At 67.3% G+C, this 11,969-nt stretch carries 8 protein-coding genes and 1 pseudogene; 6 read left to right on the forward strand and 3 right to left on the reverse strand.

The genetic code is table 11. The annotated features are described in order from the left end of the window. Positions 1-61 precede the first annotated feature (61 nt). The 4 genes and pseudogenes from RMO04_RS16290 to RMO04_RS16305 all read left to right on the forward strand — a co-directional run. A pseudogene (locus RMO04_RS16290) lies at positions 62-424 on the forward strand (2OG-Fe(II) oxygenase); the annotation flags it as partial. A gap of 90 nt (positions 425-514) precedes the next feature. Beyond that, positions 515-982 (forward strand): DUF1203 domain-containing protein, encoded by a 468-nt coding sequence (locus RMO04_RS16295; RefSeq protein WP_309645825.1) that lies wholly within the window; start codon positions 515-517, stop codon positions 980-982. A gap of 62 nt (positions 983-1,044) precedes the next feature. After that, positions 1,045-2,265, forward strand: a complete 1,221-nt coding sequence (locus tag RMO04_RS16300) for a dipeptidase (protein ID WP_309645826.1) — start codon at positions 1,045-1,047, stop codon at positions 2,263-2,265. Between the two features lie 161 nt (positions 2,266-2,426). Further along, entirely contained in the window at positions 2,427-5,831 is a 3,405-nt protein-coding gene (locus RMO04_RS16305) for a Calx-beta domain-containing protein (RefSeq protein ID WP_309645827.1), read from the forward strand. A gap of 110 nt (positions 5,832-5,941) precedes the next feature. On the opposite strand, the gene RMO04_RS16310 is transcribed toward RMO04_RS16305, so the two are convergent. Next, complete coding sequence (locus RMO04_RS16310) at positions 5,942-6,619, reverse strand: PEPxxWA-CTERM sorting domain-containing protein (RefSeq protein ID WP_309645828.1); 678 nt, start codon at positions 6,617-6,619, stop codon at positions 5,942-5,944. A 199-nt stretch (positions 6,620-6,818) separates the two neighbouring features. On the opposite strand from RMO04_RS16310, the gene RMO04_RS16315 reads away from it, so the two are divergent. Next, the gene (locus tag RMO04_RS16315) at positions 6,819-7,634 is read left to right on the forward strand and encodes an enoyl-CoA hydratase-related protein (protein ID WP_309645829.1); all 816 of its coding nucleotides are present in this window, start codon (positions 6,819-6,821) and stop codon (positions 7,632-7,634) included. Positions 7,635-7,642: 8 nt separating this feature from the next. On the opposite strand, the gene RMO04_RS16320 is transcribed toward RMO04_RS16315, so the two are convergent. Beyond that, complete coding sequence (locus tag RMO04_RS16320; protein WP_309645830.1) at positions 7,643-8,335, reverse strand: DUF3011 domain-containing protein; 693 nt, start codon at positions 8,333-8,335, stop codon at positions 7,643-7,645. A 129-nt stretch (positions 8,336-8,464) separates the two neighbouring features. After that, positions 8,465-9,034, reverse strand: a complete 570-nt coding sequence (locus tag RMO04_RS16325; protein ID WP_309645831.1) for an OmpA family protein — start codon at positions 9,032-9,034, stop codon at positions 8,465-8,467. A gap of 463 nt (positions 9,035-9,497) precedes the next feature. Here RMO04_RS16325 and uvrA point away from each other — a divergent pair. Beyond that, positions 9,498-11,969: excinuclease ABC subunit UvrA (uvrA, locus tag RMO04_RS16330; protein ID WP_309645832.1), on the forward strand; the 2,472-nt coding region annotated here is incomplete at its 3' end.

Genomic DNA, 11,969 nt, shown 5'->3' on the forward strand with positions numbered 1-11,969 from the left:
CGACGCCATGGGGATCGGTGTGCGCTATCCCTAGGATCACGCCGAGTTCCTGGCGCGCTGACACGCCGCGGTTCAGTCGCGCCCCACGCCGCTGCTGCTGCAGTACGCAAAGGGCGACTACAACTGCCTGCACCAGGACATTTACGGCGAGCATGTCTTCCCGCTCCAGGTGGCCATCCTGCTCTCGGAACCCGGGGTCGACTTCACCGGTGGTGAGTTCGTCCTGACAGAGCAGCGGCCGCGCATGCAGTCACGCGTCGAGGTCGCCCCCCTGCGCCAGGGCGACGCCCTGGTCTTCGCCGTCCACCACCGGCCGGTGCGCGGCACCCGCGGGACCTACCGCGTCAACCTGCGCCACGGCGTCAGCCAGGTTCGCGGCGGTCACCGACACACCCTTGGCGTCATCTTCCACGACGCGGCCTGACGCCCGCTTTTCGAACGCCACCGCAACGAACGGAGCGCCGGCCGGCCGGCGCGCCCCTACCCATGTCCCGCAACCTTGATGGAGACGAAAATGTCCTATGTCGTCAGCGGCCTGCCGCTCGAAACCTTCCAGCCCCTGTTTGGCCTGTCCGACGCCGAGCTGGCCGAACGCGGGGTGGTTCGCCGCACCGCCGACGCCAAGCCCGGCTACCCCTGCCGCATCACCCTGGCCGACGCCGAGCCCGGCGACACCCTGCTGCTGCTCAACTTCGAGAGCCACAGCGTCGACACGCCCTATCGCAGCGCCTACGCCATCTTCGTCAACGAGACGGCGCATGCGGCCTCGCGTCTGGTCGATGAGTTGCCGCCGGTGTTCCAGGGCCGACCCATCGCCCTGCGAATCTTCGACGCCAACGGCATGCTGATCGGCGCGGACCTGGCGCGCGACGAGGCGCTGGATCCCGCCATCCGGCGCGCCTTCGACAACCCCGCCGCGGCCTATCTGCACGCCCACAACGCCGCGCACGGATGTTTCGCCGCCCGCATCGATCGGAGCTGAACCTTGCGCCGGCCAGGCGGAACCCTGCACTGTGGCGCCTTCAAATCGATGGAGGTGGTGACTTGCGTAAGTTCGGTGTTCCCCTGGCCTTGGTCGCGGCGCTCGCCGCGGCGCCCGCCCTTGCCGCGCCCGACAAGGTCAGTCCCGCGACCAAGGCCCTGCACGAGAGCCTGATCGTGCTGGACACCCACTTCGACACCCCGGCAAACGCCGCCGTCCCCGGCTTTGACATCCGCGCCCGGCACGAGGTGTCCGACGGCAGCCAGGTGGATTATCCCCGCATGGTCGAGGGCGGGGTCGACGGCGGGTTCTTCGTGATCTTCACGCCCCAGGGCGCTCGGAGCGCCGCCGCTAACGCCGCGAACCGCGACTCCGCGCTGCGCCGCGCGGTGGTCATTCACGAACTGGTTGCGCGCAACCACGACCTCTTCACCCTGGCGACCAAGGCCGAGGACGCCGAGACGATCTCCAAGGCCGGCAAGCGCTTCGCCTATATCAGCATCGAGAACTCATCGCCGATGGCCGGCGACCTGACGCTGATGAAAACCTTCCACGACCTGGGCGTCCGCATGATGGGGCCCATCCACTTCGCCAACAACGACCTGGGCGACAGCGCCACCGACCCGAAGGGCCCTGAGTTCAACGGCCTCTCGCCGCTGGGCAAGCAGTTCGTCGCCGAGGCCAATCGCCTTGGCGTCCTGCTGGACGCCAGCCACGCGTCGGACCTAGTGCTGGACCAGATGCTGGCGCTCTCCAAGGCGCCGATCATCCTCAGCCACACCGGCGCCAAGGCCGTGTTCAACCATCCCCGCAACATCGACGACGACCGCCTTCGCGCGCTGGCGGCCAAGGGGGGCGTCATCCAGATCAACGCCTTCACCGGCTATATGATGGACATCCCCAAGAACCCCGCGCGCGACGCGGCCCTGGCCGAACTCAGCAAGACCTACGGCGCGCCCCGCGACGTGCCCGCCGACAAGCGAGAGGCCTACAAGGCCGCCCGCGCGGCCATCGACGCGCAGTATCCCGTGCCCCGCGCCACCCTCGACGACCTGATGAAGCACATTCTGCATGCGGCGAAGGTGGCCGGTAAGGACCACATCGGCATCTCCGGCGACTTCGACGGCGGCGGCGGGATCGAGGGCTTCGATGACGTCTCCGACTTCCCGGTGCTCACCGAGCGGCTGATCAAGGCCGGGTTCAGCAAGGAAGACCTCGCCAAGTTCTGGGGCGGCAACGCCCTGCGCGTGCTCAAGGAAGCCGACCGCCTGAAGGGGTCGTAGCCGACGGCGGCGACGCCTGAAATCGCCCCATCGCGCATCCGCACGCGACCTTCATCTTCACGTCACGACGCCGTCACTCGGCGGCGCTACCGCCCCTGTAGGCGGCGCCTCTGCGCCGCGTCGATTTGCTTCGCGCCCACGCGTAGCCCGGGGGAGCCCAGATGGCCTGGATCAACGAATTTCACTACGACAACACCGGCGCGGACAGCGGCGAGTTCATCGAGATCGCCGCGGCGGCGGGCACGGACCTGACCGGCTGGACCCTGGTCCGCTACAACGGCAACACGGCCAGCGCCGGGGTGACCTACAGCTCGCCCGGTAGCATCGCTCTTTCGGGCGTGGTCGCCGACCAGACCGGAACCGGCGTCGGGTTTTTCTCCGTCAGCCTGCCGGCGGACGGCATCCAGAACGGCGCACGTGACGGCTTCGCCCTGGTCGACCCGAACGGCGTCGTGGTTCAGCTCATCAGCTATGAGGGCGTGTTCACGGCCTCCAACGGACCGGCCAACGGCCAGACCAGCGTCGACATCGGGGTCAGCGAGAACGGTACGGAGGCCGTCGGCCAGTCCTCCCTTGGCCTGGTTGGGTCGGGCGACGGCTACGGCGACTTCACCTGGACCAAGCTCACGGGCGCCCCTACCCCCGGCGCGGCCAATGCAGGCCAGACCCTGGTCGGCGGCGCGCCCTCGCCGCCCAGCGTCTCGGTCTCCGACGCCAGCGTGACCGAGGGCGACGCGGGCACCCAACTGCTGACCTTCACGATCACCCGCGCCGGCGGCCTTGGAGCCTTCAGCGTCGACTACGCCACGGCCAACGGCACGGCGAGCGCGGGAACCGACTACGTGGCCGCGGGCCCCACCACGCTCAGCTTCGCGGCGGGCGACACCACGCCCAAGACCGTCACGATCCAGGTGTCCGGCGACACCGTCATCGAGCCGAACGAGACCGTTCTTCTCAACCTGACCAACGCGACGGGCGGAGCGGTGATCACCGACGCGCAGGGCGTTGGGACGATCACCAACGACGACGCCGCGCCGCCGGCCGCCCTGAAGATCCACGACATCCAGGGCACGGCCTTCTACAGCCCGATCCTGGCCGCCGACGGGTTCGCCACCTTCAACACAGTCTCCACCACCCAGGTGACCGTGCAGGCCGTGGTCACCGCCGTCGACGCCTCGGGCCAATTGCAGGGCTTCTTCCTGGCCGAGGAAACGCTCGACTGGGACAGCGACTTCCGTACGTCGGAGGGCATCTTCGTGATGACCCGCAATGACGCCGGCGCCGGATCGGCCATGACCAGCGGCGCCTTCTCGGGGATAACCGTCGGCGAGACAGTCACCCTAACCGCCTATGTCATTGAGTATCAGGCCTTCGCGACCAATGTGCCGCGCACCTTCCTGACCAACCCCGTGATCGTCAACCAGTCGAACACCAACGGCCCGCTGCCGACCCTGGTCCTGGACGGCACGGCCGGCAAGGCGATCCCCAACACGATCCTGTCGGACGACAATCCGAACTACACAGACTCCGTCGACGACGTCGGCGACAGCTTCGACCCTGAGAACGACGCCCTCGACTTCCTCGAAACCATCGAAGGCATGCGGGTCACCTTCCCCGACGCGGTGGTGGCCGACGGCTTCGTCTCCGGCTCCGACTCCGCTGTGCGCTTCAAGGCCTATTCCGAGGTTCACGCCGACGCGACCCAGATCAACAGCCGCGGCGGCTACACCATCGCCGGCGACCCGCCGCTGTCGCCCCCCGATACCGCAGCCACCGAAGACGGTACGATCCGCGGCGGCCGCCACATCCACGACGGCGACACCAACCCCGACATCCTGGAGCTGGACTTCAGCCAGGCCGGCCGAGGCGGCACCGCCGATTTCGACCAACTTCTGACCATGGGCGACAAGCTGGGCGACGTGACCGGGGTCATCGACTTCGACTTCTCCAACGCCAAGCTCTACGTCACCGACGCCATCGACACCTCGGGCCTCACCGCCCAACCCACCCAGGAGACCGTGGACCTGGTCGCCGACGCCCGCAGCCTGCGGATCGCCACCTTCAACGTCGAGAACCTTGATCCGGGCGACGACGCCACGGCCGACGAAGGCCTGCTGGGCGGGGTTGGCAAGTTCAACGACATCGGCCGCGCCATCGCCGGCAATCTCGGTTCGCCGGACATCATCTGCATCGAGGAGATGCAGGACAACAATGGCGCGGGCGCCGGCGACACCAACGCCGACATCGGCTGGCAGCGTCTGGCCCAGGCCGTCTCCACCGCCACCGGCATGACCTATCAGTGGGTGGACGAGCTTCCCGCCAACAACGCCGAGGGCGGCGAACCCAACGGCAACATCCGCGTCGGCTTCCTCTACAACACCGAGCGGGTGCAACTGGGCGACCTGGCCGCCAACGCCACCATCGCCGAGCGCCGCCAGTTCACCGACCGGATCGGCGACAACCTGCGCGACGCCGGCGACCGCATCGCCATCAGCGACAACCAGGTGGCCGGGATCGACACCGCCGACTGGACCACCACCCGCAAGTCGCTGCTGGGCGAGTTCGTCTTCAACGGCCAGACTGTCTATGTCAGCGCCAACCACCTGCCGTCCAAAGGCGGATCGGGCAACTTCTACCAGGGCGATCAGAACATCGACGCGGGCGCGCCGGCCAACAGCGACTGGGCCCAGCGCAACGCCATCGGCGACGATCTCTGGAGCGTGATGAACCACATCACCGACGTCGCGCCGGGCGCCAAGATCGTGGCGGGCGGCGATTTCAACGAGTTCTACTTCTACCGTCCGATGGAAGTCCTGACCGGCTACGTCAATGTCGACGGCACGGCGCGGGCGGACGGCACGCGGTTCACCAACCTCACGGTATCGGAACTGTCAGAGGCCGAGCGTTACACCTACGCGTTCGACGGCCGCAATCAGGCCATCGACCATGTGGTCGTCGACCAGGCGCTGGCCGATGTCGCCTCGTACGACATCGTCCATCTGAACACCGGCTTCTCGAGCCGCGCGGGCGCTGTCAATCCAGCCCTCTCGGACCATGAACCTGCGGTCGCCCAGTTCGACTTCCGCTCGTTCGCCGAGCTGCTCAAGGGCGGCGCGGCCAATGACAGCATCGCCGGCTTCGGCGGCGCCGACACGCTTCAGGGCGGCGGCGGGACCGATACCCTGTCGGGTGGCGACGGCGGCGATAAGCTGGAAGGCGGCGGTGACGCCGACGTCCTCTACGGCGATAGCGGCTCCGACTCGCTCTATGGCGGCCAGGGAACCGACTCGCTGTCTGGCGGCCAGGGCGACGATCGCTACTGGGGCGGCGAGGGTCGCGACGTCTATCTCTATGGCGCGGGCGGCGGCGGCGCCGACTGGATCCTCGACTTCGTCAAGGGCGAGGACAAGCTACGGCTGCTGGACGGCGCGCGGGTCACCTCGATCAAGTATCTCGACGCCGATGGCGACGGCGTGATGGACACCTTCCTGGGCCTGGGCGGGACCACCAGCGGCTCGATCACCTTGATCGGCGTCAACCAAGTCTCCAACAGCATCCTGTTCTAGACGCGAGACCGCCGCCTCGTTCGCGAGGCGGCGGCACGCTCAGCACGAAAAACGCCGCCGGTCCTGGGACCGGCGGCGTTCTGCATTTCGGTCGGGAGCGACGCGGCCGATCAGGCCAGGGCGAGCCCCGTCCGCCGCGCGCGGCGGAGCATGACACCCGTTCCGCCGAAGCCGAGGATCATAAGGCCCCAGGTCGCCGGCTCCGGCACCACCGAGAGGGCGTAGCGCACCTGTCCGAAGGCGAAGGGATCGCCGGCTGAGGTCACCACCGCCTTGTCGAACTGACCGCTGGCGGCCAGGAGGCGCGCGCCGCCCAGGCCGTCGATGGTGCGGGTGATGGTCCCCTGGGAGACGCCGCCGCGATAGTACTCGACCGTGAAGTCGGATGTGAACAGGTCAGGCTCGGCCTCGAAGCCGAAGGTCGAGACCAGCCGTGAGAAGTCGAAGGTGATCTGGGTGGCGGCCTGGCTGAACAGTACGCGCGGGCTGTCACCCTCGGTGTCCGGCTGCGAGCCCCAGGTCAGCCAGGTGACGCCGACAGTCCGCGCCTCACTAGCGTCGAAGGTCAGGGTCAGGTCGCTGTCACCCAGACCGGTGACGATGTCGAAGTCCGGCGCGGTGATCGCCAGGAGCGTGGTGGCCGACACATAGGCCGCGTCCGGGGCGGCGATCTGGATGACCGCGGCCTGGGCCTGAGCGGCGGCGGCCAGCGCCACGGCGCCGACTAGGCCGGCGGCCGCGAACTTGGCGTGGCGCGCGGCCGAAACCGCGACTTTGAACTGTTGCATTGAGCGCCCTCTGGACTGGTCGGGAAGGGCCGTCCGCGACATGCCCGATCCCCCACGATGTCAGTCGCTTAGCGCATCGGCCGGTTGAATCGCGTGAAACTTTCTTGAAGCGCTTGGCCTCGCGGAGGCGCCCTCGTTGGGGGCTTGCCTGACCCTACGGCCGAGGCGTCTGCTGGGCGCGCCACCTGGAGCCGAACCCATGTCTCACACGACCTACGAGCATCTCGATCTTCGCACCGACGGCGATGTCGTGTGGGCGACCATGAACCGGCCCGAGCGGCTGAACGCCATGAACCGCAAGCTGGTGGAGGAACTGCGGGACTTCTTCGTGGGCCTCTATTGGCGGCGCGATGTGCGGTTGGTGGTGCTGTGCGGCGCCGGCGCGGCCTTCTGCGCCGGGCTGGACCTGAAGGAGCGCAACACACAGGCCCCGGGCGGGCGCTCGGTGGGTGCGTCGCTCACGGGTCAGCGTCAGATCAGCGAGATCGTCATCGCCATGCGCCGCTGTCCCCAGCCGATCATCGCCTGCGTCGACGGCGCGGCCAGCGGCGGCGGCTTCGCCTTGGCGTTGGCGTCGGACATTCGGATCGCCACGCCGCGCACCCGAATGAACGCGGCCTTCATCCGCATCGGTCTGACGGCCTGCGACATCGGGGTCAGCTACTTCCTGCCCCGTATGGTCGGTTCGTCGGTGGCCGCCGAGTACATGCTGACCGGCCGCTTCATCGACGCCGACCGGGCCTATCAGCTTGGCCTGGTCAGCCGGATCGTCGCGCCCGAGGCTATCCAGGCCGAAGCCCAGTCCTTCGTCGCCGACATGCTGCACGCCACGCCCCTGGGCCTGCGCCTGACCAAGGAGGCGCTCAACCACGCCATCGACGCCCAGGGTCTCGAGGCGGTTATCGCCATGGAGGATCGCAACCAGATCCTCGCCAGTCTTGATGGCGATTTCGCCGAGGGTGTGACGGCCTTCCTGGAGAAGCGCGCGCCGAACTACGCGCGGCGCGAAACCTAGGCGCGGATCTATCGCCGCGAGTAGTGGACCTGATTGCCGCTGTCGCCGACCTGCCGCGTGTTGAAGCCGTCCCCGGCGCGGTCAACGTAGAACTCGTGATCGCCGAAATAGAGCCGTTCGTCGTTGACGTAGCCGTCGACGGACTGTCCGTTGATCCAGGCCGTGGCGCGCCCGTCCGGCCGGATGGTCATCCGCACGTCGGCGCCCCGGTTCATGTTGTAGCCGCTGAACTCGCCCACCATCCAACTCGGCAGATACGACGAGTGCCCGCCACGACCGTAGTTGTCGTCGTAGTGGTAGTCGTCACGATCGCGCGCTTCCTTCTCCTTCTTCTTCTGGTTCGCGGCCGCCAGGGCGAGCAGGCCGACCACCGCGATCGCCGCCACCGCCGCGCCCGATCCGCCGCTGGAACCGCTGCGATCTTCGACCACGAACTCGGCGCGGCAACCGTCATCGACCCAGATCCGCCGCTTGTCGTAGTCCCAGGTCCGGCCCTGTGTGCAGGGCGCGTTCGAGAGATTGCGCGAAAGACGCACATAGCCGTGCGAGACGATGGGGCACTCGGTATAGCGGTCGCCGCGGCTCTCGCAGCGGATGTAGGTTTCGGCCCTGGCCGCGGCGGCGAAGGGTCCCGCGTTCATGGGGCCCATGGCCACCGTGAGGGCCAGGACGCTTCTGCGGAAAAACGCCAATCTCGTCATCGCCGCCCCCTCGCCACAGCGCATGCGCGCCTGGGGCGAAGTCTGGCAGGAACACCGAACACCGTCAGCGCACAAAAGCGCGAACGGCGCCGAGAGACTTCGGCGCCGTTCGGCTGAGCCGGCGCCCGCCTAGGACAGGACGATCAGCACCACGCGGCGGTTGGCTTGCCGGCCGGCGCGGTCGGTGGTCGGGGCGACCGGCGTCTCGGCGCCGAAGGAGATCGTGCCGATGCGGTTCAACGCGACGCCTTTCTGGCTGAGATAGCGTCGGACGGCCTCGGCGCGCTGTTCGCCCAGCCGATAGGCCCCGCTCTTGGCTTCGCTGGCGTCTGTGTGGCCTTGGATCTCGACATAGACGTTGCGATTTTCGCCGAGCAACTTGCTGGCGAGCGCGTCGAGGCGAGCCTGGGCCTCGGGCGAGAGCGTGGCCTTCGCCGCCGGGAATTTCAGGCTGTCGTCCGACAAGACCATCGAATAGGCGAACTTGCCCTCGGCGAGCTTCCCCGCGGCGTCCGCGCGCTGGATGGCTTCACGAGCCGTGGCGTCGACACCCGCGATCTGGGCGCTCTGCGCGGTGACCTTGGTGTCGACGACAGCGACCTGCTCATTGACGAACGACTTGGTGGCGCAACCGCCTAGGCTCACGACGCCCAACAGCATCGCTCCCGCGATCGCCATCTTCGATGCACGCTGAATCATTTTCGGTCTCTCCGAATAGGTTCGCCCGAACAGCCATGGGGTCAAACGCAGTGGGAGGCGTCTGGTTCGACGGCGGCTGGATCGGCGAGTCTCGACCGGCTGCTGTTCGTCTACAACGGCCCCGAGCTCGACGGCGCCGAACGTGCGAATTTCGAGGAGGGTTCGGAAGATTTGGCGGTCATACTTCTAAGAGCGCGGTTCGGGCGGATCGAGCTTTCAAAACAGGCGCGCCAAGCCGCCAACGGATACGTTCGCGATGCGGTGGCCCAGGCCAAGTAAGCCTATGCTGACACCGCTGCTGACCTGTTTTGGCCCAGCGGCGCGTTACGCCTGCCCGCGAGACCCACCAATCGCACGGATGCGGCGTTTGTTCGCATAATGTTCCTGTGTTATCGCTGAGTCTCGGAACTACATTAGGCGAGGCCCGCTCAAGGCGGCGGGCGGTTGGCGTTTCCGGAAAAACATGGCCGAACAGCTGAACTTCATCCGCGTGCGCGGGGCGCGTGAGCACAATCTCAAGGACGTCAGCGTGGACATTCCGCGCGGCGAGCTCGTGGTGCTGACCGGGCTGTCGGGGTCGGGCAAGAGTTCGCTCGCCTTCGACACCATCTACGCCGAGGGGCAGCGCCGGTACGTCGAGTCACTCTCGGCCTACGCGCGCCAGTTCCTGGAGCTGATGAGCAAGCCCGACGTGGACTTGATCGAGGGCCTGTCGCCGGCCATCTCCATCGAGCAGAAGACAACCAGCCGCAATCCGCGCTCGACGGTCGGCACGGTGACCGAGATCCACGACTACATGCGCCTGCTGTGGGCGCGGGTCGGCGTGCCCTATTCGCCGACCACCGGACTGCCGATCGAGAGCCAGACCGTCTCGATGATGGTCGACAAACTGACCGCCCTGCCCGAGGGCGAGCGGATCTACCTGCTGGCCCCCGTGGTGCGCGGCCGCAAGGGCGAGTACCGCAAGGAAATCGCCGAGTGGCAGAAGGCGGGCTTCCAGCGCCTGAAGATCGACGGACAGTTTTATCCGATCGAGGACGCCCCGGTCCTCGACAAGAAGTTCAAGCACGACATCGACATTGTCGTCGACCGGCTGGTGACCAAGCCGGGCCTTGAGGGCCGCTACGCCGACAGCCTGGAGACGGCGCTGAAGCTGGCCGACGGGATCGCCAACGCCGAATGGGCCGACGTCGCGCAGGGCGAGACCGAGCCGCGGCGGATATTGTTCTCGGAAAAGTTCGCCTGTCCCGTGTCGGGCTTCACGATCAGCGAGATCGAGCCGCGGCTGTTCTCGTTCAACAATCCCTATGGCGCTTGCCCGGTCTGCGACGGTCTGGGGGCGAAGCTCGCCTTCGACGCCGACATGATCGTGCCCGACAAGGACAAGAGCCTGCACAAGGGCGCCATCGGGCCATGGTCGAAGGGGCCCTCCCCGCTCTACACCCAGACTCTGCAGGCGCTGGCGCGGCACTACGGGTTCTCGATGGACGAGCCGTGGTGGAAGCTCTCCGAGGCGGCCCGGACCGTGGTCCTCTATGGATCGGGCACCGAGAAGATCAAGTTCATCTACGACGACAACGCCCGGAAGTACGAGGTCAACAAGACCTTCGAGGGTGTGCTGCCGAACCTGGAACGCCGCTGGCGCGAGACGGACTCGTCATGGGTCCGCGAGGAGCTGGGGCGCTACCAGTCCGACACCCCGTGCGAGGCTTGCGACGGCTACCGCCTGAAGCCTGAGTCCCTGGCGGTGAAGATCGCCGGCAAGCATGTGGGCGAGGTGAGCCGTCTCTCCATCCGCCATGCCGGCGAGTGGTTCACGGCGCTGAACGATACGCTCACCGACAAGCAGATGGAGATCGCCCGCCGGATCCTGAAGGAGATCAACGATCGCCTTCGGTTCCTGGTCAATGTGGGCCTGGACTACCTGAACCTCTCGCGCGGATCCGGCACCCTGTCAGGCGGCGAGAGCCAGCGCATCCGCCTGGCCAGCCAGATCGGGTCCGGCCTGACCGGCGTGCTGTATGTGCTGGACGAACCCTCCATCGGCCTGCACCAGCGCGACAATTCCCGGCTGCTGGAAAGCCTCAAGGGCCTGCGTGACCTCGGCAACTCGGTGCTGGTGGTCGAGCATGACGAGGAGGCGATCCTGAGCGCCGACTATGTCATCGACATGGGTCCCGCCGCCGGCGTCCACGGGGGCGAGATCGTCGCCGAGGGCACCGCCCAGCAGGTGATGGACAACCCCAATAGCCTGACCGGCCAATACCTGTCGGGCGCCCGCGAGATCGAGGTGCCGCAGGACCGTCGGCCGATCTCCAAGAAGAAGGTGCTGCGCGTCATTGGCGCCACCGGCAACAACCTAAAGAATGTCACCGGCGAGATCCCGGCGGGGACCTTCACCTGCATCACCGGGGTGTCGGGGGGCGGCAAGTCCACCTTCACCATAGAGACCCTGTACAAGGCCGCCGCCCGGCGCCTGCACAACGCCTCCGACGCGCCGGCCCCCCACGACCGCATCGAGGGGCTGGAGATGTTCGACAAGGTCATCGACATCGACCAGTCGCCCATCGGCCGCACCCCGCGCTCCAACCCGGCCACCTACACCGGCGCCTTCCAGCCGATCCGCGACTGGTTCGCGGGGCTCCCGGAGTCCAAGGCCCGCGGCTATGGGCCGGGTCGCTTCAGCTTCAACGTCAAGGGCGGCCGCTGCGAGGCCTGCCAGGGCGACGGGCTGATCAAGATCGAGATGCACTTCCTGCCCGACGTCTACGTCACCTGCGATGTCTGCCACGGCAAGCGCTACAACCGCGAAACCCTGGAGGTGCTGTTCAAGGGCAAGTCGATCTCCGACGTCCTGGACATGACTGTCGAGGAGGCCGCAGACTTCTTCAAGGCCGTGCCGCCGGTGCGCGACAAGATGGATACACTGAAGAAG

Origin of the sequence: Phenylobacterium sp. (assembly GCF_031412415.1) — a bacterium.
In the GTDB taxonomy this organism is placed as follows: domain Bacteria; phylum Pseudomonadota; class Alphaproteobacteria; order Caulobacterales; family Caulobacteraceae; genus Phenylobacterium.

Excerpts from the sequence above, each read along its gene's own strand:
- RMO04_RS16305 (WP_309645827.1), top strand. The coding sequence starts at position 2,427 with ATGGCCTGGATCAACGAATTTCACTACGACAACACCGGCGCGGACAGC.
- RMO04_RS16310 (WP_309645828.1), bottom strand. The coding sequence starts at position 6,619 with ATGCAACAGTTCAAAGTCGCGGTTTCGGCCGCGCGCCACGCCAAGTTC.
- RMO04_RS16315 (WP_309645829.1), top strand. The coding sequence starts at position 6,819 with ATGTCTCACACGACCTACGAGCATCTCGATCTTCGCACCGACGGCGAT.
- RMO04_RS16320 (WP_309645830.1), bottom strand. The coding sequence starts at position 8,335 with ATGACGAGATTGGCGTTTTTCCGCAGAAGCGTCCTGGCCCTCACGGTG.
- RMO04_RS16295 (WP_309645825.1), top strand. The coding sequence starts at position 515 with ATGTCCTATGTCGTCAGCGGCCTGCCGCTCGAAACCTTCCAGCCCCTG.
- RMO04_RS16325 (WP_309645831.1), bottom strand. The coding sequence starts at position 9,034 with ATGATTCAGCGTGCATCGAAGATGGCGATCGCGGGAGCGATGCTGTTG.